Origin of the sequence: Polaromonas sp., assembly GCF_030689685.1 — a bacterium.
Classification (GTDB): domain Bacteria; phylum Pseudomonadota; class Gammaproteobacteria; order Burkholderiales; family Burkholderiaceae_C; genus Polaromonas.
Genome location: NZ_JAUYEY010000031.1, coordinates 1 through 19,980, shown reverse-complemented (window position 1 = coordinate 19,980; position 19,980 = coordinate 1). Strand labels below are relative to the sequence as shown.

Sequence of the window (19,980 nt, the reverse complement as noted above, 5' to 3'; positions counted from 1 at the left end):
GCTTGACGGCGAAACTGCTGCTTGGCGCTCGCTGGGCAGCCATTGCCGCTCTCGGTGTCGCTTATTCGGTGCTGGCCCACTTCGCCGCCGCCAACCCCCACCCCGACCTGTTCGACGCTGCCGTTGCCATCGCCCCGTTGCTGGCGCTGGCCGTGCTGCTGGCCTGGCGTTCACCGCAGCGGCCGTGGATGCTGCTGATGTGTATGGCAAGCGCCGCTGCCCTTTATGCGGCCAGCGACTGGCTGGTGCAGCATTTCAACTGGGTTTTTCTGCTGCAGCATGCCGGTATGCAGGCATTGTTGGGCCTGGCTTTCGCCCGCAGCCTGCGTGCGGGGCAGGTGCCCATGGTGTCGCGTTTTGCGGCGGTGGTTCACGGCAGTCTGTCGCCGGCGCTCGCGCGTTACACGCGCCAGGTCACCTGGGCCTGGACTCTTTATTTCGCCGTCATGACAACACTGTCGCTGCTGCTCTTCTGGCTGGCACCGGTGGCGGTCTGGTCGGTCCTGGCCAATTTGCTGAACCTGCCACTGCTCGTCCTGATGTTCGCGGCGGAGTACGGCGCGCGCCTGTACTTTCTCGCACCCTCGGACCGTGCCGGGCCGCTAGAGGCGATACGCGCCTACCGGCATGCGGGCACACGCGCCGCGCCGCCTCCGCCCTGATCGCCGCCCATGGCTGTCACCCACTTTGCTCTTGTTTCCCACGCACATGGCGACAACATCGTGGCCTGGCGCTATGGTCAAAGCATCAGTGTGCGCCAGTTTCTGGCCGACGTGCGGCGGCTGGCCGCAGCCCTGCCCGCAGGCGACCACATGCTCAACGCCTGCAGCGACCGCTACCACTTCACCGTCGGGCTGGGCGCCGCCTTGCTGACGCGCAAGATTTGCCTGCTGCCGCCCACCCATACGCCGGAAATGATCGGCCAGCTGCAGGTGCTGGCACCCGATGTTTTTTGCCTGTCCGACGCGCCGCACGCGATCAACCTGCCGGGCTTTGTTTACCAGGACGCGTTTGCCCAGGGACCGGCCGACGTTGACCTTGACGAGGCCTGCGAGATACCGCTGATACCGGGTAACCAGCCCGTGGCGGATGTGTTCACCTCCGGCTCGACCGGCCTGCCACAGCCGCACCGCAAAACCTGGGGTTCGCTGGTGCACAGCGCACGGGCCGAAGCGCTGCGCCTGGGCGTGGATCTGAGTCTGGAGCTGACAAAAGGACGGCCTTACAGCATCATGGGGACGGTGCCCCCGCAGCACATGTTCGGCTTTGAGTCGACCGTGCTGCTGCCCCTGCAAAGCGGTGCAGCGCTTCACGCCGGCCAGCCTTTTTATCCGGCAGACATCGTCAGCGCCCTGCAGGCCATGCCGCGCCCGCGCCTTCTGGTAACCACGCCGGTGCACTTGCGCGTGCTGATGTCCTCCGGGGTGAGCCTGCCTGCGCTGGATCTGGTGCTGTCGGCGACCGCACCCATGCCACTGGCGCTGGCCCAATCTTGTGAAACGCATTTTTCAGCGCCCCTGTTCGAGATTTATGGTTCCACCGAAACCGGACAAATCGCGTCGCGACGCAGTGCGCAAACCGACCAGTGGGAGCTGTTTCCATTGGTCACGCTGACGCCGCACGATGAGCGCATGTGGGCCTGCGGCGGCCACGTCGAGCAAGTCATGCCCATGAACGATGTGCTCGAACCCATCGACAACCATCGGTTTTTTCTGCACGGGCGCCTGGAAGACCTGATCAATATCGCCGGCAAGCGCAACTCGCTGGACTACCTGAACCACCAGTTGCTCAGCATCGAAGGCGTGCGGGACGGCGCATTTTTCATGCCTGACGACAGCGACCATGAAGCGGTGGTGCGCCTGATGGCCTTTGTGGTGGCGCCGGGCATGAGTCCGGCCGATCTGCAGGCGGCACTGAAAAAACGCATCGACCCCACCTTTTTGCCGCGCCCGCTGGTGCTGCTCGACGCCTTGCCACGCAACAGCACCGGCAAGCTGCCGCGCGAAGCGCTGCTGGCTCTGGCCAAAGCGCAGCAGGTGCCCGCGCGTCCGAAAGGTGGCCCGGATGCAGGGTGAAACCAGCCTGAGCTTTGCAGCCGGCCACCCCGCGTTTGCCGGCCACTTCCCGGGCCGCCCCATCGTGCCAGGCGTGCTGCTGCTCGATGCAGCGATCCACGCGGTGCTGCAAGCTCGTCAGGGGGCCGATAGCGGCAGCGCCACCTGCCAGGTCAGCTCGGCCAAATTTCTCAGCCCGGTATCGCCGGACGAGAGCCTGACCCTTTCATGGCGCGACACCGGCAAGGGCCAGGTCCGTTTTGACATCGCGGGCAGCGGCCGCCAGGTGGCGACCGGTGTCCTGGGTTTTGGTCCTCCATGAGCGACGCCAGCAACACCTCCCCCGCCCAGGCCGCCTGGCGGCAGCGGCCGGAACGCAGCAACATGCTGATGCTGCGGGTCATGACCTGGATCTCCCTGCGCCTGGGCCGCCGCGCGGGCCGCTGCGTGCTCTACGGCATCGCCGCCTACTTTTTACTCGCCAACGCCGCCGCGCGCCGCGCTTCGCGTGACTACCTGCGCCGGGTCGGGGATGTCCCGCAGGTCGGCTGGCGCCATGTCTTTCGGCACTTCCTGAGTTTTGCATCGTGCATTCACGACCGGGTCTACCTGATCAACGACAAATTCCAGCTCTTCGACATCCGCATTCACCAGGAACACCTGATCTCCGAGCTGACTGCCGATCAAAAAGGCGTGTTCCTGATGGGCGCACATGTCGGCAGCTTCGAGGTGTTGCGCGCCATCGGGCGGCGCAGGCCCGGCCTGCGGGTGGCGATGGTGATGTTTGAAGAAAATGCCCGCAAGATCAACGCCGCGCTCAGTGCCATCAACCCGGCGGCGCAGCAGGACATCGTGGCGCTGGGCCATGCCGACTCCATGCTCAAGGTGCATGAACTGATCGAAGGCGGCAGCGTGGTCGGCATGCTGGCCGACCGCTGCCTGAACCACGACAGCACGCGGCCCGTGCCGTTTCTGGGCGAATCGGCCGAGTTTCCGGTCGGCCCTTTTCGCATGGCGGCGATTTTGCGGCGGCCGGTGCTGTTCATGGTCGGGCTTTACGGGGGTGGCAATCGCTACGACATTCACTTTGAAACGCTGGCCGATTTCTCCAACATCCCCGCAGGCGGGCGTGAAGCCGCCGTGCAAGCCGCGATGGCGCGTTACGCCGCGCTGCTGGAGACTCATTGCCGCGCAGCACCCTACAACTGGTTCAACTTTTTTGACTTCTGGCAGCCCGCCAGGCGCACGCCCGCCGCAACCCCGGTACCTCCCCATGCTTGACGCAGCGCGCCCGCTTTCCTCCTCTTTCTCTTCCCGCTTCTCATCCCGTTTCTCCGTCGGGCTGGCAGCCGCCGGCCTGCTGTTGGGCCTGTTCGGAACCCCAGCCCTGGCCGCGTGGGACGTCGCACAATTGATGCAGGGCCTGGCGCAAAACAAGTCGGGCCGCGCCAGCTTTGTCGAGAAAAAATATATTGCGCTGCTCGACAAACCGGTGGAATCGTCGGGCGAGCTGCTGTACACCGCGCCGGATCGGCTCGAAAAACGCACGCTCAAACCCAGGCCTGAGTCCATGCTGATTGAAAGCGGCATGCTGACGGTGGAGCGCGGCAAACGCCGCATGACCTTGCGCCTGCAGGACTACCCGGAGCTGGTGGCTTTCACCGAAAGCATACGCGGCACGCTGGCCGGCGATGTTGCCGCGCTCAGGCGCATTTACAACCTGGACCTGGAAGGCAGCGAGGAGCGCTGGACACTGACGCTGCGCCCCATCGAAACCAAAATGCTGGAGGTGGTGCAGCGCATACGTATCGGCGGCAGCCGCGCCGAGGTCAAAACCATCGAGATTGAGCAGACCGACAAGGACCGCTCGGTCATGGTCATCGCTCCGCTGGCGCCATGACAAAAAGGTTTTTGCAGGGGCGCTTGCTGCCGGTCTGGATCTGGCTGACGGCCCTGCTGCTGTGCGGCGTGCTGGTGGCGCGCACACACTTCACCGCCGATATGTCGGCCTTTTTGCCGCGCTCGCCCACGCCGGAGCAACAACTGCTGGTGGACCAATTGCGCGACGGGCTGGTATCACGCCTGATTCTGGTCGCCGTTGAAGGCGGCGATACCGCCAGCCGCGCCGCCGCATCCGGCGCCATGGCCGGCCAGTTACGCGGCGACAAACGCTTCACCACCGTCAGCAACGGCGAGTCTGGCGGCATGCAGCGCGACCAGGCCTTTCTGTTCGAGCACCGCTACCTGCTCAGCCCCGCCGTCACGCCGGCGCGCTTCAGCGTCGAAGGTCTGCGCGCTGCGCTTGGCGAAACGCTGGACCTGCTGGCCTCGCCGGCCGGTTTGCTGACCAAGTCCCTGTTGCCACGCGATCCGACCGGCGAGATCCCCTTGTTGCTTGAAGAGTTTTCGGGCGATGGCAGCAGTGGCGCGAACCGCCCCAACGTGGCCGGCGGCGTCTGGGCCTCGCGCGATGGCCAGCGCGCCCTGTTGCTGGTGCAAACCGAGGCGGCTGGTTCGGACACCGATGCCCAGGAAGAGGCGATTGGCGCCGTGCGCACGGCCTTCGCACAGGCGCAACAGGCCGGCGGCACCCCGGACCCAAAACTGCAGCTCGTGGTCACCGGCCCCGGTGTCTTCGCGGTGCAGGCGCGCGAAATCATCAAGCGCGAAGTGACCCGCACCTCGGTCATCAGCCTGGTGCTGATGCTGACACTGCTGATCGTGATCTACCGCTCGCTGACCACGCTGGCTTTGGGCATGGTGCCGGTGGTGTCGGGCACCGTGGCCGGCATCGTTGCCGTCAGCCTCGGCTTCGGCGAAGTGCATGGCATCACCCTGGGTTTTGGCACCACGCTGATCGGCGAGGCGGTGGACTATTCTATTTACCTGTTTGTGCAATCAGAACGCACGGCAACATCCAGAACCGACTGGGTGCGGCGCTTCTGGCCGACCATACGCCTGGGGGTATTGACCTCGGTCGCCGGGTTCGCCTCGCTGCTGTTTTCGGGCTTTCCGGGGCTGGCGCAACTGGGCCTGTACTCCATCGTCGGCCTGCTGACGGCGGCGGCCGTTACACGTTTTGTCATGCCGCTGCTGCTGCCTGCGGGTTTTCGCGTGCGTGATGTCTCCGCGCTGGGCGAAAGGCTGGCGGTCTGGGTGCGTTTTGCACCGCGCCTGAAATGGGCCGCGCTGGCACTGATGCTGCTGGCCTGTGTGCCGCTGGCCATGCACCGCGACAAGTTGTGGAACCATGAGCTGTCGGGCCTGAGCCCGATCGCACTGGCCGACCAGATGCAGGACACCGCCTTGCGCGCCGACCTCGGCGCGCCCGACGTGCGTTACCTGGTGGTCATCAGCGCAGCCACCCAGGAACAGGTGCTGCAGGCTGCAGAGGGCACCGTGCAGGCACTGCAGGGCCTGATCGAGCGGCAGGTGATCACCGGCGTGGACACGCCGACGCGGTTTTTGCCCAGCATGGCGACCCAACAGGCCCGGCTGGCCAGCCTGCCCCCTGCGGCGCAACTCAAGGAAAGCCTGGCCCAGGCCGTGAAGGACTTGCCCATCCAGGCCGATCGGCTGGCACCTTTTCTGGTCGATGCCGAGGCAGCCCGCCAGAGCCGACCGCTGCAGCGGGCGGACCTCACCGGCACCACGCTGGCCGTGGCCGTCGATGGCATGCTGATGCAACGCGGCGCCTCGCCCGGCCGGCCGGGCGGCTGGAGCGCGCTGCTACCACTGCACGCGCCTGCCAACGGCATCATTGATGCCGCCGCCGTGAGGCAGGCACTGGCTGACGCGCCAGGCAAGCGTGCCACCGGCAGCGCCCTGTTCGTGGACCTCAAGGGCGAGGCCGACCGCCTGTACAGCGGCTACCTGCGCGAGGCGATTGTGTTGTCCTTGGCCGGCCTGGCCGCCGTGGCGCTGCTGCTGCTGCTGAACCTGCGTTCGGCGGTGCAAACCCTGCGCGTGCTGGCGCCGCCGGCAGCCGCCATCATCGTGGTGCTGGGCGGCCTGGCACTGGCCGGTCACCGTTTGACCCTTCTTCATTTGATCGGCCTGCTGCTGGTGGTGGCGGTGGGCTCCAACTACGCGCTGTTTTTCAACAGCGGCCCGCGCCGGTCCGGCCCCCAAGACAAGGCAGCGCGTGAGGACCGCGAGGCGTCCGGCATCACGCCGCGCACTTTGGCCTCGCTGCTGTTTGCCAACCTCACCACAGTGGCCGGTTTCGGCGTGCTGGCGATCTCCAGCGTGCCGGTGTTTCAAGCCATCGGTTTGACGGTCGGCCCCGGTTCGGTACTGGTGCTGCTGTTTTCTGCCATTTTTGCGGCGCGGCAGCCCTCGACATTGACGGCACCGGCCAGGGACATCAAGCCATGAGCGCGCCGCTGACTCCAAACACCGTGAACGGCCGCTGGGACATGCCTGCCCTGGTGAAGATTTCTCTGGGCGTGCACGCTGCCGCCGCACTGGCCGTCCTGGCCGTCCCGGCCGGGTGGCCGTGGGCGCTGGCGGCACTGGTGCTCAACCATGCGCTGCTGGCGACAGTCGGCCTGCTGCCGCGCACCCACTGGCTGGGCGCCAACTGGACCCGGCTGCCCGAGGCCGCCGCAGCGCGCGGAGAAATCGCGCTGACCATTGACGATGGGCCGGACCCGGTGGTGACACCCGCCGTGCTGGAACTGCTGGACCGCCATGGCGCCAAAGCCACGTTTTTCTGCGTGGGCCAGCAAGCCGCGCTGTATCCCGAAATTTGCCGCGACATCGTCCGGCGCGGTCACCGAATTGAAAACCACAGCCAGCAACACCGCCATAATTTTTCATTGCTCGGTCCCGGCGGCTTCCGGCGTGAGCTGGAGGCTGCCCAGACCACGCTGACCGCCATCACTGGAGACCGCCCGCAATTTTTCCGCGCGCCGGCCGGTTTGCGCAACCCCTTTCTGGATCCGGCGCTGCAGCGCAGCGGCCTGCGTCTGGCGAGCTGGACGCGGCGTGCCTATGACACGCGGGTGGGCAACCCCGCCACCGTGCTGCGCAAACTCTGCACCTCGCTGCAGGCGGGCGACATTTTGCTGCTGCACGACCGCCATGCGGCCCTCACGCCGAACGGGGTGCCGGTGATTCTGGAGGTCTTGCCACCCCTGCTGCAAGCCATCGCGCAAGCCGGCCTGCGGCCCGTCACCCTTCGTGAGGCCCTGACATGACGGCCACCCCCACCGCATTCGTCAAACACCTGATCTCCAGGGCGGCGGCACCCTACCGGGCGGTCGGACTGTATACCTGGTTTTTCGCACGCGGCAAGCTCGGTGGCGACCCGGTCTTTGCGCATCTGCTGGCTGCCGGACTGCTCACAGGGCGCGGGCGCATCCTCGACATCGGTTGCGGTCAGGGCTTGCTGAGCGCGTGGCTGCTCGCCGCGCAGGCTGCCAGTGCCAACGGAACCTGGCCCGCGAGCTGGCCACCCGCACCGCAACCAGCGCACCTGCGCGGGGTCGAGCTGATGGCGCACGACGTGGCTCGGGCCGACAGCGCGCTGGCGCCAGCGATCAGCGCAGGCCGCGCCAGTTTTGTACAAGCCGACATGTGCAGCGCGGACTTCGGCCAGGCCGATGCGGTGGTGATTCTCGATGTGCTGCACTACGTTCCGCTGGCCGCGCAGGACGAGGTGCTGGCGCGTGTGCGCCGCAGCCTGGCACCGGGCGGCGTGTTGCTGCTGCGTGTCGGTGATGCCGCAGGCGGCCTGCGTTTTTCCATCAGCAACTGGGTGGACCATGTGGTGACCACCTTGCGCGGGCACCGCCTCGGCACCCTCTATTGTCGGCCGCTTGCCGCCTGGCAGGACTCTCTGCACCAGCTCGGCTTTGTGGTGGACGCGCAGTCCATGAGCCAGGGCACGCCGTTTGCCAACGTCCTGCTGGCGGCCCGCCTGCGCCCTGTTTCATGATCATCCCGAGGCCCCTGATGACCCTTGCTCCTCCTTCATCGACTGGCGTCATGCAGGCGCTGCTGCTGTCGCACTTCACCGCCACCAGTTGTATTGGCGCCGGACTTGAGGCCACATTGACCGCGTTGCGCGCAGAGCGCAGCGGCCTCAAGCCCTGCGACTTTGACTCGACCGACCTCGCCACATGGATAGGCGAGGTCAAGGATGTTGACGGGCAGGTGCTGCGCCCCGACCTGCGCGCCTTTAACTGCCGCAACAACCGCCTGGCCCAGCTCGGGCTGCGTCAGGACGGTTTTGAACAAGCGGTGCGGGCTGCTGCAGGCCGCTACGGCAAACGACGCATTGGTGTGTTTCTGGGGACCAGCACCTCCGGTATTCTGGAAACCGAACTCGCCTACCGTGCGCGTGATCCGGTCACCGGCGCCTTGCCGGCTTCTTTTGTTTACGCCGGCAGCCACAATCCGTTTTCAGTCACAGCTTTCGTTCGCGGCTACTTCGGCCTCGAAGGGCCGGCCATGACGGTGTCGTCGGCCTGCTCCTCCAGCGCCAAGGTGTTTGCCTCGGCGCGCCGCATGATGGCTGCCGGGCTGATTGATGCCGCGGTCGTCGGGGGCGTGGATTCGCTGTGCCTGACCACGCTGTACGGCTTCAACTCGCTGGACCTGCTCTCGCGCCAGCCCTGCCAGCCCTTTGACGCGGAGCGCAAGGGTATTTCCATCGGTGAAGGCGCGGCTTTTGTACTGCTTGAAAAGCTGCCTGACAGTCTGGACGCGGGTGCGGTCCTGCTGCGCGGCATCGGCGAGTCGAGCGACGCCCACCACATGTCGGCGCCGCACCCCGAAGGCCGGGGCGCCATCAGCGCCATGGGGCAGGCGCTGGACAGCGCGGGACTGCAGCCCGGTCAGATCGACTACATCAATCTGCATGGCACGGCCACGCCCTCCAATGACACCGTCGAAGGCAAGGCGGTCGCTGCGGTGTTTGGCGACCATGCCCTGCCCTGCAGTTCGACCAAGGGCGCGACCGGCCACACCCTGGGCGCTGCTGGTGGTCTTGAGGCCGTGATCAGCGCCCTGGCGCTGCAGCAGGGCTTCATGCCCGGCGGCGTGCAGACGCAAACCGTGGACCCGGCGTTGCCGGTGGCCTACCTGCTGCACAACCGCGACGAAGCGCCGCACCATGTGCTCAGCAACTCCTTTGGTTTTGGCGGCACCAATTGCAGCCTTGTTCTCGGCCGCGCGCCCTGAGGAGCCCGACATGACCGCTAGCAACACTTCCGCTCTCACGGTGTTTGTGGAAGGCATCGGTCTGGTCGGCCCCGGCCTGTCCAGCTGGGAAGACGGCCGGGACAAACTGCTGGGCCAATCTGCCTATGTGTCTGCCGCCACCGTGTTGCCCTCACCCATGTCGCTGCCGGCCGCAGAGCGCCGCCGCGCCGGCGCCGTCATCAAGGCGTCGCTGGCGGTCGGCCAGGAGGCTGTCAACGCCGCCGGGCTGCAGGCGTCAAGCCTGCCCTCGGTCTTCACGTCTTCCGGGGGTGATGGCGTGAACTGCCACGACATCTGCTCGGCACTGGCCTCGAACGACCGGCTGATTTCACCGACGCGTTTTCACAACTCGGTGCACAACGCGGCATCGGGCTACTGGAGCATTTCAACCGGCGCCACGCCGACCTCGTCGGTGCTCTGCGCGCACGATGGCAGTTTTTCCGCCGGCCTGCTGGAAGCCATCACCCAGGCCGTGGTCGACGACACGCCGGTGCTGCTGGTGGCCTACGACACCCATTACCCCGAACCCCTGCACAGCAAACGGCCGATCTCCGACACGCTGGGCGTTGCACTGGTGTTAAGCCCGCAGCGCAGCGCGCGCAGTCTGGCCCGCATCACGCTGTCCGGTGCCGATGGCCTGACCGACGCGGCGGCGGACAGCATGGTTGATCCCGCGCTGGAGTTCCTGCGCCAGACCATACCGGCTGCGCGCGCCCTGCCTTTGCTGCGGCTCATCGCGAGCCCGCAAGCGGCGACGGTTGCACTCGATTATCTGGACGATATGCAACTGGCGATGGAAGTTGCGCCGCCATGAACCCGCCCCGCACACTGAACCACGACGAGATTGCCCGACGCATCCCGCACCAGGGCGCCATGGGCCTGTTGGAGACGGTCACGGACTGGGACGGCGACCGCATCAAGTGCCAGGCCAGCAGCCACCAGGCCGCCGACAACCCGCTGCGGGCGCAGGGCCGACTCGGTGCCGCCTGCGGCGTCGAATACGCGGCGCAGGCCATGGCGGTTCACGGCACGCTGATGGCCGAAAGCACGGCAGACGGTTTTGATGCCGACGCTGTCCCTCGCGCCGGTTACCTGGCCAGCATCCGCAGCGTGATCCTGCATGTGGATCGCCTGGACACCTTCGCTGCGCCTCTGCAGGTCAGCGCTGAACGTATCACCGGCGACGACAACACCGTGCTGTACAGCTTTGCGGTGACGGCCGGCGACACAGCGCTGCTCAGCGGGCGTGCCGTGGTGGTGCTCGATGCCTCCGCGCTTTCATTGCCGCCCGCCGCCCCCGGCTGAACCGGGCTACCCCAAGGAGAAACCCATGAGCACCCTCCCCAAACGCGCACTCGTCACCGGCGGCAGCGGTGGCATCGGTTCGGCCATCTGCCGGCGGCTCGCGTCCGACGGTTACAGCGTCATCGTCCACGCTAACGGCAACCAGGCTACAGCACAGGGCGTGGCGGCCGACATCGTGACACACGGCGGGCTGGCCCAGGCGGTGGCCTTTGACGTGACCGATGCGCAAGCAACGGCCACGGCGCTAGCCGCCTTGCTGGAGGACGGCGCTATCCAGGTGTTGATCAACAACGCCGGCATCCACGACGACGCCGTGTTTCCGGGCATGCGACTGGCCCAATGGCAGCGCGTGCTCGATGTGTCGCTCAATGGTTTTTTCCATGTGACCCAGCCGCTGACCCTGCCCATGATCCGCACGCGCTGGGGCCGCATCATCACCATCACCTCGGTCGCCGCCGTGGCCGGCAACCGCGGACAGGTCAATTATTCGGCCGCCAAGGGCGCGCTGCATGCCGCCACCAAATCGCTGGCGCTCGAAGTCGCCAGCCGCGGCATCACCGTCAACGCCGTGGCGCCCGGCATCATAGACACCGCCATGACCAAGGACAGTTTCAGCCCCGAACTCATCAACACCATGGTGCCCATGAAACGCGCCGGCAAGGCTGAAGAAGTTGCTGACCTGGTGGGTTTTCTGGCATCAGAAAAAGCCGCCTACATCAGCGGGCAAATCATCTCGATCAATGGCGGGATGATTTAGCCTTTGACACGCCGCCACAGCAGCAGCGGCAAGCGCATCACAAAGCCGAGGAACAGGCGCGAGTGCATCCAGCTCAGCAGCAGGTTGTCGCGCAGGTAGTTGAAATGCGAAACACCGCCTTCATCGGCGCGGAAGTATTTGACGGTGGCCGGCAGGTTGACCGGTTGGATGCCCAGCCAGCACATGCGCACCACCGCCTCGGGGTCAAAATCGAAACGGCGCATCCAGCGCTGGCCGTGCATCACGCGCCGCAGCGGCTCAATCGGGTACACGCGAAAACCAAACAGCGAGTCGCCGATGCCAGCCCACAGGGTTTCCAGGTTGGCCCAACCGTTGGACACCTTGCGGCCGTTCACGCGCAGGCGCGGCGCATCGGCCGCAAACACCGGCACACCGAGCACCATCACCGCAGGCTGGGCGGCGGATGTCGCCATGAACTGGGGAATCAAATGCGCCGGGTGCTGGCCGTCAGAATCCATCGTCAACACATGCGTGAAACCTTGCCGAAAAGCCAGATCAATGCCGTGCAACACTGCAGCGCCCTTGCCGACGTTGCGCGGCAGCACGATCACATGCAGACCTGGGTCCTGCGCGGCCAGGGCCCGCAGACCGGCGGCACTGTCATCGGTGCTGCCATCGACCACCACCCACACAGGCGTCCACTGCGCGCGCGCAGAGCGCACGGTCTCATACACCTTGGGGCCGGGGTTGTAGCTGGGAATCAGGACGAGATGGGAAAGCGAGGCGCTGCGGGATGGGGGACAGGGTGAAGAGGCGGTCATCGGCATCAACGGGGGGGGCGGTGAAAGTCAGGGAACGGCAGCTCAGGCCGGCGGCGCCTTGACAGGAAAATCCGGCAACTGCGCGTGCGCGAGTTCGGACTGGAAGTAGTGTTCGAGTTCGCAGACGAATTGTGCCGTGTCCCGCGGCGGGTCGAAGCGCTTGCCGAGCCGCACACGGTAAGTGATCGGCATTTTGGGTGTCCACAGCAAGGACCAGCCTTTGCCGAGAAAAGCAGAGTCGGTTTCGATGAACACCGTCTGCACCGGCACACCGGCCTTTTTCGCGATCAGGCCGGTCGTGCCCTGCATCGCGCCCACCGGAAAGCGCGTGGTGCGCGTGCCCTCGGGAAACAACAACAAGTGACTGCCGTTGGCCAAGTCGTCGACGCCGAGCTGCACCATGGTGCGAAGCGGCGTGTTGCGGATATAGCCCGCCAGCCGGGCGCCCGCACCGAAAAAAACGCTGTTGACCAGTTCCGCCTTCATGATGCAGGCCGCATCGGGCAGGCACGAGAGAATCATCACCGCGTCAAGCAGGCAGGGGTGGTTGGGCGCGATCACCATGGCCGGGCCGTCCTGGAGCGCATCCAGTGCTGAAAGATCAAAGCGGCAAGCGCCCATGCGCGCCAGAAACTGCAAGTAAGTCCGCGTGGTGAGCGTGACCAATTTGCGGCCCAGGCGCTTGCTCAGCACACGTGGCAGCAGCGCACGCAGCGGAAAAGCCAGCAGCGTGACGCTCAGGCAGATCAGGCCGAGCACGAGGTAGCCCAGGTACATGCGAAGGCTCTCGTGCAGGCGGGTACGCCCGACGTGCATCTTCAACGGTTCATCGAGCAGAATTTGCGGTTTGTAGTCCATAAGTCAGCGCGTGGCAGGCGCCCCGTGCGCTGGTGGCCCGGCGCCATCCACGGCATCCACGACACGGATATTGGCCTTGCGCAAGCGCATCGCGTGCCAGGAGCGCTTGAAGTTCAGCGCCGAGGCGACGTAGAAAATCCCCTTGAGCGCGGCCAGTGATCGCCAAATCGGTGTCTTGCCGAAAATATCACCTGCCAGCATGGACAGCAGGGCTTCCTTGACGCGCCAGACATTGCTGGGCGCCATGAACAGGTCGCGCATGGTCGGGTTGGTCACGCGGTAGATAAACCACGAAAACTCCTTGGGACCCTTGCGCACCTGGCGGTCGAAGTGGGCCAGCGCTTCAGCGGCTTTGGCCGGCTGGCGCAGACAAATGTCCACCGTCTCGGCGCCGACAAAGCCGCCCTGCATGGCCAGCATCACGCCCGATGAAAACACCGGGTCGATGAAGGTGAAGGCGTCGCCAATCATCACGTAGCCGGGGCCATGCGTTCGCTCGCAGGCGTAGGAAAAATTACCGGTGGCTTCCACGTCCGACGCCAGCGTTGCACCGGACAGTCGTTCGGCGAGCGCCGGGCACATGGCGATGGTGTCGAGGAAAAAATCCTTCACCGGCCTGGTACGGCTCTTGAGGTAATGCGGCCAGACCACCGCGCCTATGCTGGTGAAGCCGTCGGCCAGCGGGATCAACCAAAACCAGCCGTGGTCGAACCAGAAAATCGTGATGTTGCCCTCGGCCTGGCCGGGGTGCCGCGTCGCGCCAGTGAAGTGGCCGTACAGCGCCGAGCTGTTGTGTCTGGGATTGCGGCGCTTCATGTCGAATTGCTTGCCCAGTACGGTGTCGCGCCCCGAGGCATCAACCACAAAGCGCGTGCGCCAGTTTGCGGTGCGGCCGTCCTCGTGCTGCGCCAGCACCGTGGTGCCGCTTCCGTCAGGCGAAAAATCCACGCCCTTGACGCGGCAACCTTCAATCACCTCGGCACCGAGCCGGGCCGCATTGCGGATCAAAATTTCATCGAACTCGGAACGCCTCACCTGGTAGGAAAAGGGCATGGACTTGTCCCAGGCGTCGGCAAATTCAAAGGTCTGGCTTTTGACCGCATGCCAGGGCGAGACAAATTCGGCGCCCCACTTTTCCATGCCAATGGCTTTGACGGCGTCGGCGACACCGAGTTTTTCAAGCAAGGGCAAATTGGCCGGAAGCAGCGACTCGCCGATGTGAAAACGCGGATGATGCTCTTTTTCAAGCAGCACCACCTTGTGGCCGCATTGAGCCAGCAGGGCACCTGCCGTCGCGCCAGCGGGCCCGCCGCCTATGACCAGCACATCACATTCGGCATGCGCTACGCTGCTGGAGGAAGTCGGCGAGTGGGGCTCGGGCATGGACAGGTCCTTGGTTGAAAACGGCAGCTATCGCGCCTGTGTGCGGTAGCCTCCAATGAGTTTAAGCGCCACCGAGGGCAAATATTTGTAGTGAAATGTCGCTTTACACAGCCCCGTCTCGCCTGTAAACCCCGGCTCTGGGGCGCAAGCGGAGCATCCGCTTCAGCGCAAGTGCTATTATTTTCACTGGTCGCGCTGCCGCCGCGCCGCCTTGCCGGCCCCTCCGTCCCAGCCTGAACCCACGCCTGAACCTTCCGTGAATCTTTCCCCTTCCGACGCGCCTGCGGAGATTGCCGACACCGCCCCCGCTGCGGGCGGAAAACACACGCCCATGATGGTCCAGTACCTGGGGTTGAAGGCCGACTACCCGAACACGCTGCTGCTGTACCGCATGGGCGACTTCTATGAGCTGTTTTATGCCGATGCCGAAAAAGCAGCGCGCCTGCTCGACATCACGCTGACCCGGCGCGGCCAGTCGGCCGGCGAGCCGGTGGTGATGGCCGGTGTGCCCTTCCATTCGCTGGAAGGCTACCTGGCCAAACTGATCAAGCTCGGTGAATCGGTGGCGATTTGTGAGCAGGTCGGCGATGTCGCCACGGCCAAGGGGCCGGTCGAACGCAAGGTGGTGCGCGTCGTCACGCCTGGCACGCTGACCGACACCGAGCTGCTCAGCGACAAAAGCGAAGCCATCCTGCTGGCAGTGCATCAGGGCCTGCGCAACAGCTGCGGCCTGGCCTGGCTCAGCGTGACCCAGGGTGTGATTCACCTGGCGCACTGCCCGGCCGACGAGCTTGAAGCCTGGGTGGCGCGCATCGCGCCCAGCGAGCTGTTGTACAACGTCGAGGTCACGCCGATCTTCGAGCAGCGCCTGAAAACCCAGCGCTGCGCCGTCAGTGCGCGGCCGGCCTGGCAGTTTGATGCCGCCCTCGGTGCGCGTCGTCTGCTGGCGCAGTTGCAGGTCGCTTCGCTCGCCTCATGGAACGCCGACGCTTTGCCAGACGCCCACGCAGCGGCCTCGGCCCTGCTCGGGTATGCGGAACACACGCAGGGCCGCACCTTGCCGCATGTGCACAGCTTGCAGGTCGTGCGCTCGGGCGAGCTGATCGAGCTGCCGCAAACCACGCGCCGCAACCTCGAACTGATACAAACCTTGCGCGGCGAAGACTCACCCACGCTGTTTTCACTGCTCGACACCTGCATCACCGGCATGGGCAGCCGCGCCCTCAAAAGCTGGCTGCTGAGTCCGCGCCGTGACCGCAGCCAGGCGCAGGCGCGGCAGGACGCCATCACGGCACTGCGCGGTGGCCTGCACCACAAACTGCGCGCTGGATTGCGCGGCAGCAGCGACGTCGAACGCATCACCGCGCGCATCGCCCTGCGCCAGGTACGCCCGCGTGAACTCGTGGCGCTGCGCCAGACGCTACAAAAAACAGAGCAGCTAACCCCCGTCCAGCAAGGGCTGGATGCACTTTTGACCACTATTTTCGAAGACCTGCAGGCACCACCCGACTGCGAGGCGTTGTTGGGCAAATACGTGCTGGAGGAGCCCGCCGCGCTGATTCGCGACGGCGGCGTGATCAACCACGGCTGCGACGCCGACCTCGACGAGCTGCGCAGCATCCAGACCCACTGCGACGATTTTTTGCTCGACCTTGAAGGCCGCGAACGCGCCCGTACCGGCATCACCAACCTGCGTGTGCAGTTCAACAAGGTGCATGGCTTTTACATCGAGGTCACGCAGGGCCAGGCCAGCAAGGTACCCGACGACTACCGGCGCCGCCAGACCCTGAAAAACGCCGAGCGTTACATCACGCCCGAACTCAAGGCCTTTGAAGACAAGGCCCTGTCAGCGCAGGAACGCGCATTAGCGCGCGAAAAATGGCTGTACGAACAACTGCTCGACGAACTCCAGCGCTTTGTGCCGGCGCTGAGCCGGCTGGCGCGCGCGCTGGCCAACCTGGACGCGCTGTGCGCGCTGGCCGAGCGTTCACTGACTTTGAACTGGGCAGCGCCGGTGTTTGTGAAGGAGCCCTGCATAGCCATCCGTGGCGGCCGGCATCCGGTGGTCGAGGCCCGGCTCGGTGAAACCGGCGGTGGCGCCTTCATCGCCAACGACTGTGACATGGGCAGCAAGACCCGCATGCAGATCATCACCGGCCCCAACATGGGCGGCAAATCGACCTATATGCGCCAGGTGGCGCTGATCGTGTTGCTGGCGGGCATGGGCTCGTATGTGCCAGCCGCGAGTTGCCGGCTCGGCCCCATCGACGCCATCCTGACCCGCATAGGCGCTGCCGACGATGTGGCCAACGCCCAGTCCACCTTCATGCTCGAAATGCTGGAAGCCGCGCAGATTCTGCACGCTGCCACACCGCACTCGCTGGTGTTGATGGACGAAATCGGCCGCGGCACTTCGACCTTCGACGGCCTGGCGCTGGCCGGCGGCATCGCTGCCCACCTGCACAACAAGACCCAGGCCTTCACGCTGTTTGCCACGCATTACTTCGAGCTCACCGAATTTCCGGCGCGCCACCATGCCGCTGTCAACGTGCACGTCAGCGCGGTCGAGTCCGGCGCCGACATCGTTTTTTTGCACCATATTGAGCCCGGCCCGGCCAGCAAGAGTTACGGCATCGCCGTGGCCAAACTCGCCGGGGTGCCGGCCGGCGTCGTCAACCATGCGCGCCATGCACTGGCCGCGCTGGAGACCCAGCAGGATGCGACACGCGCCCAGGTCGACCTGTTTGCCCCGCCGCCCGAGCAAGCCGCGCCCGAAGTCAGCCGCGTCGAGAAAGCGCTGGGCGGCATTAACCCCGACCTGCTGAGTCCGCGTGAAGCACTGGACGCCCTTTACCAACTCAAAAAGCTTGCTGCAAGCTGATCTACAGATTATTGTTCTCCATGACTTATTGCGTCGCCATCAAACTGAACGCCGGACTGGTGTTTCTCTCGGACTCCCGCACCAACGCCGGGCTGGACCAGATCAGCACCTTCCGCAAGATGATCATTTATGAAAAGCCGGAAGACCGCTTCATGGTGCTGCTGTCAGCCGGCAATTTGTCGATCTCGCAGTCGGTGCGCGAGATTTTGCAAGTCGAGCAGCTCAAGGATCCAGATGGCGGCCTGCCAATCACGATCTGGAACGCCAAAAGCATGTTCGACGCGGCGCGTGTGCTGGGCGCAGCGATCCGCCGCGTGCACGAGCGCGATGCTGACGACCTCAAACACGCCGGTGTCGAGTTCAATGTCTCACTGATTTTCGGCGGCCAGATACGCGGCGAAGGCATGCGTTTGTTCCAGGTCTATTCGGCCGGCAACTTCATTGAAGCCACGCCCGAAACGCCCTACTTCCAGGTCGGCGAGTCCAAGTACGGCAAGCCGGTGCTGGACCGCGTGATCACACCCGAGACCCCTCTGGACGAAGCCGCCAAGTGCGCGCTGGTGTCCATGGACTCGACGCTCAAGTCCAACCTGTCGGTCGGCCTGCCGCTGGACATGGTGGTCTATGAAGCCAATTCGCTGCAGACCGACAAGGTGGTGTGTATCGACCACGAAAACCCCTACTTCCGCATGCTGCACAACAACTGGGGCAAAAAATTGCGCGAGGTTTTCGACAGCATCGAGGACCCGATGTGGACCGGCGGCGAAACCCAGGTGCCGCTGCTGACGCCGCTGACGCGCAACCAGCCGCTCAAGAAGATCACCTCGCCTGAAGAAAAGCTGATTTAGTGCCGTCTTCCGCCAAACCCATCATCGTTTTCTCCCACGGCAACAGCTTTCCTGCAAGCACCTACGGCGTCTTGTTCCAGAGCCTGAAGGCGCGCGGCTTCCAGGTGCGGGCGATTGAAAAATTCGGTCACGACCCGCGCTACCCAGTCACCAGCAACTGGCCGCACCTGGTGCAGCAACTGGCCGACTTCAGCGCTGATGCGGTGGAAAAAACCGGCCAGCCGGTGTTCCTGGTCGGTCACTCGCTGGGCGGTTTTTTGAGCCTGATGTGCGCAGCGCGCAACCCCGAACTCGGCGGCCAGCCGGTGCGCGGGGTGTTGCTGATCGACTCGCCGATTCTGGGCGGCTGGCGCGCCGCAGCGCTCAGCGTCGCCAAGCGCGCGCAGCTCGTGGGCTCGATCTCACCCGGCGCCATCAGCCGCAAGCGCAAACACCAGTGGCTGGGTCAGGCCGAGGTGCTGGCGCACTTTCGCAGCAAGAAGGCGTTTGCGCAGTGGGACGAACAGGTGCTGCTCGACTACATCGAACACGGCACGCACGACGCGCAGGGTGAAGGCGACAACCAGCGCATGCTCAGTTTTGACCGCGATGTGGAAACCGCCATCTACAACACCTTGCCGCACAACCTCGAAGGCATCCTCAAGCGGCACCCACTCAAATGCCCGGTGGCCTTCATCGGCGGGCGCCAGTCGGCCGAGATGAAGCAGGTCGGCATGGCGATGACTGAAAAGGTCACCAAAGGCCGCATCATGATGCTGGACGGCAGCCACCTGTTCCCCATGGAAAAACCGCTGGCCACGGCGGCCGCCATCGAGGCCTCGCTGCGCAATTTGATGGCGTAAGTCAGGCGTTAGTGAAGGCGCAGGCTTCAGCCCGCCCAGCGTACCCAACCCATCTGCGCCGTGACCAGCACCACGATGCCGAACACGATGCGGTACCAGGCAAAGGGCACAAAGCTGTGCGTCGCGATGTAGCGCAGCAGCCAGCGTATGCAGAGCCAGGCGCTGATGAAGGAAAACAGCAGTCCGACGGCAAACATCGGAACGTCGGCCAGCGACAGCAGCGCGCGGTCTTTGTACAGGCTGTAGACCCCCGCGCCTATCAGCGTGGGGATCGCCAGGTAAAACGAAAAATCAGTCGCTGCCTTGCGCGACAGGCCCAGCAGCATGCCGCCAATGATGGTGGCGCCGCTGCGGCTGGTGCCGGGAATCATGGCCAGGCACTGCACCAGGCCGACCTTGAGCGCATCCATCAGCGTCATGGCTTCTACTTCCTGAATACGCGCCGCTGCCGGGTTGTTCTGCTGACGACGCTCGGCCCACAAAATGATGAAGCCGCCGATGATGAAGGTGGTCGCCACCACCACCGGCGTGAACAGGTTGGCCTTGATGGCTTTTCCGAACAGCAGGCCAAGCAGTACCGCCGGCACAAAAGCCACGAAGACGTTGAGCGCGAACTGCTGCGCCTGTTTTTCGGTGGGCAAGGCCACCAGCGTGTCGCGGATTTTCTGCCAGTAGACCAGGATCACGGCAAAAATGGCGCCGGTCTGGATCGCGATGTCGAAGACCTTGGCCTTGGCGTCGTCAAAACCGAGCAGCGCGCCGGCCAGGATCAGGTGGCCGGTGGAAGAAATCGGCAAAAACTCGGTCAGGCCCTCGACGATGCCCATGATGGCCGCCTTGATCAGCAATGTGATGTCCACGCACGCTCCAAAAGATAAGGCGTGATTATCGCTGCTGGCCCACAGCCGCCAGCAGCCCCTCTAGGAGTCTGGGCGGCAGAAGGCGTCGAAGCGAAAAGTGGCCCCGGCGAGGACAGTTTTTGCCGGGTTTGCAGCCTCATAGCCGTAGCTATGGGGCAAAAAGCCGGTGAAAAATGGACCGGCGCGGCCGCTTTGCAGCCG

At 64.9% G+C, this 19,980-nt stretch carries 19 protein-coding genes; 15 read left to right on the top strand and 4 right to left on the bottom strand.

The window, feature by feature from the left end; translation table 11 throughout:
* Positions 1 to 2 precede the first annotated feature (2 nt).
* The 12 genes from Q8O29_RS08445 to fabG are packed head-to-tail and all read left to right on the top strand — an operon-like array spanning position 3 to position 11,325.
* Positions 3 to 662 (top strand): hypothetical protein, encoded by a 660-nt coding sequence (locus Q8O29_RS08445; RefSeq protein WP_305561773.1) that lies wholly within the window; start codon positions 3 to 5, stop codon positions 660 to 662.
* Between the two features lie 9 nt (positions 663 to 671).
* Positions 672 to 2,075 carry an AMP-binding protein gene (locus Q8O29_RS08440; RefSeq protein ID WP_305561772.1) on the top strand — a complete coding sequence of 468 codons (1,404 nt, stop codon included), beginning with the start codon at positions 672 to 674 and terminating at the stop codon, positions 2,073 to 2,075.
* Complete coding sequence (locus tag Q8O29_RS08435) at positions 2,065 to 2,376, top strand: 3-hydroxyacyl-ACP dehydratase FabZ family protein (RefSeq protein WP_305561770.1); 312 nt, start codon at positions 2,065 to 2,067, stop codon at positions 2,374 to 2,376. Before Q8O29_RS08440 ends, Q8O29_RS08435 begins: the two co-directional genes overlap by 11 nt.
* Positions 2,373 to 3,335, top strand: coding sequence for an acyl-CoA synthetase (locus Q8O29_RS08430; protein ID WP_305561768.1), 963 nt, complete (start codon positions 2,373 to 2,375; stop codon positions 3,333 to 3,335). The genes Q8O29_RS08435 and Q8O29_RS08430 overlap by 4 nt, the downstream gene beginning before the upstream one ends.
* The gene (locus tag Q8O29_RS08425) at positions 3,328 to 3,954 is read left to right on the top strand and encodes a LolA-related protein (RefSeq protein WP_305561766.1); all 627 of its coding nucleotides are present in this window, start codon (positions 3,328 to 3,330) and stop codon (positions 3,952 to 3,954) included. The genes Q8O29_RS08430 and Q8O29_RS08425 overlap by 8 nt, the downstream gene beginning before the upstream one ends.
* Complete coding sequence (locus tag Q8O29_RS08420; protein ID WP_305561764.1) at positions 3,951 to 6,431, top strand: MMPL family transporter; 2,481 nt, start codon at positions 3,951 to 3,953, stop codon at positions 6,429 to 6,431. The genes Q8O29_RS08425 and Q8O29_RS08420 overlap by 4 nt, the downstream gene beginning before the upstream one ends.
* The gene (locus Q8O29_RS08415; protein WP_305561762.1) at positions 6,428 to 7,255 is read left to right on the top strand and encodes a polysaccharide deacetylase family protein; all 828 of its coding nucleotides are present in this window, start codon (positions 6,428 to 6,430) and stop codon (positions 7,253 to 7,255) included. The genes Q8O29_RS08420 and Q8O29_RS08415 overlap by 4 nt, the downstream gene beginning before the upstream one ends.
* Positions 7,252 to 7,995, top strand: a complete 744-nt coding sequence (locus Q8O29_RS08410; protein ID WP_305561760.1) for a cyclopropane-fatty-acyl-phospholipid synthase family protein — start codon at positions 7,252 to 7,254, stop codon at positions 7,993 to 7,995. Before Q8O29_RS08415 ends, Q8O29_RS08410 begins: the two co-directional genes overlap by 4 nt.
* A 50-nt stretch (positions 7,996 to 8,045) precedes the next feature.
* The gene (locus Q8O29_RS08405) at positions 8,046 to 9,242 is read left to right on the top strand and encodes a beta-ketoacyl-[acyl-carrier-protein] synthase family protein (protein WP_305562014.1); all 1,197 of its coding nucleotides are present in this window, start codon (positions 8,046 to 8,048) and stop codon (positions 9,240 to 9,242) included.
* A gap of 10 nt (positions 9,243 to 9,252) precedes the next feature.
* Positions 9,253 to 10,077, top strand: a complete 825-nt coding sequence (locus Q8O29_RS08400) for a beta-ketoacyl synthase chain length factor (protein WP_305561758.1) — start codon at positions 9,253 to 9,255, stop codon at positions 10,075 to 10,077.
* Positions 10,074 to 10,568, top strand: a complete 495-nt coding sequence (locus tag Q8O29_RS08395) for a 3-hydroxylacyl-ACP dehydratase (protein ID WP_305561756.1) — start codon at positions 10,074 to 10,076, stop codon at positions 10,566 to 10,568. Before Q8O29_RS08400 ends, Q8O29_RS08395 begins: the two co-directional genes overlap by 4 nt.
* Positions 10,569 to 10,593: 25 nt before the next feature.
* Positions 10,594 to 11,325, top strand: coding sequence for a 3-oxoacyl-ACP reductase FabG (gene fabG / locus Q8O29_RS08390; RefSeq protein ID WP_305561754.1), 732 nt, complete (start codon positions 10,594 to 10,596; stop codon positions 11,323 to 11,325).
* On the opposite strand, the gene Q8O29_RS08385 is transcribed toward fabG, so the two are convergent.
* Genes Q8O29_RS08385 through Q8O29_RS08375 form a run of 3 tightly spaced genes read right to left on the bottom strand, consistent with a single transcriptional unit; the run spans position 11,322 to position 14,348 of the window.
* Positions 11,322 to 12,113 (bottom strand): glycosyltransferase family 2 protein, encoded by a 792-nt coding sequence (locus tag Q8O29_RS08385; RefSeq protein WP_371134185.1) that lies wholly within the window; start codon positions 12,111 to 12,113, stop codon positions 11,322 to 11,324. The two genes, fabG and Q8O29_RS08385, sit on opposite strands and share 4 nt — an antisense overlap.
* A gap of 36 nt (positions 12,114 to 12,149) precedes the next feature.
* On the bottom strand, positions 12,150 to 12,965 hold the full coding sequence (locus tag Q8O29_RS08380; RefSeq protein ID WP_305561750.1) for a 1-acyl-sn-glycerol-3-phosphate acyltransferase: 816 nt from the start codon (positions 12,963 to 12,965) through the stop codon (positions 12,150 to 12,152).
* A gap of 3 nt (positions 12,966 to 12,968) precedes the next feature.
* A complete protein-coding gene (locus Q8O29_RS08375) occupies positions 12,969 to 14,348 on the bottom strand; it encodes an NAD(P)/FAD-dependent oxidoreductase (RefSeq protein ID WP_305561748.1) in 1,380 nt (459 codons plus the stop codon).
* Positions 14,349 to 14,679: 331 nt separating this feature from the next.
* Here Q8O29_RS08375 and mutS point away from each other — a divergent pair, with 331 nt between their 5' ends.
* From mutS to Q8O29_RS08360, 3 genes are read left to right on the top strand one after another with little or no spacing between them, the layout of a single operon-like run.
* Positions 14,680 to 17,229, top strand: coding sequence for a DNA mismatch repair protein MutS (gene mutS, locus Q8O29_RS08370; protein ID WP_305562012.1), 2,550 nt, complete (start codon positions 14,680 to 14,682; stop codon positions 17,227 to 17,229).
* A gap of 20 nt (positions 17,230 to 17,249) precedes the next feature.
* A complete protein-coding gene (locus tag Q8O29_RS08365) occupies positions 17,250 to 18,077 on the top strand; it encodes a proteasome-type protease (RefSeq protein WP_305561746.1) in 828 nt (275 codons plus the stop codon).
* Positions 18,077 to 18,919, top strand: a complete 843-nt coding sequence (locus Q8O29_RS08360) for an alpha/beta fold hydrolase (protein WP_305561744.1) — start codon at positions 18,077 to 18,079, stop codon at positions 18,917 to 18,919. Before Q8O29_RS08365 ends, Q8O29_RS08360 begins: the two co-directional genes overlap by 1 nt.
* Before the next feature lie 26 nt (positions 18,920 to 18,945).
* Here the strand turns inward: Q8O29_RS08360 and Q8O29_RS08355 are convergent, their stop codons facing one another.
* On the bottom strand, positions 18,946 to 19,779 hold the full coding sequence (locus Q8O29_RS08355; RefSeq protein WP_305561742.1) for an undecaprenyl-diphosphate phosphatase: 834 nt from the start codon (positions 19,777 to 19,779) through the stop codon (positions 18,946 to 18,948).
* Positions 19,780 to 19,980 lie beyond the last annotated feature (201 nt).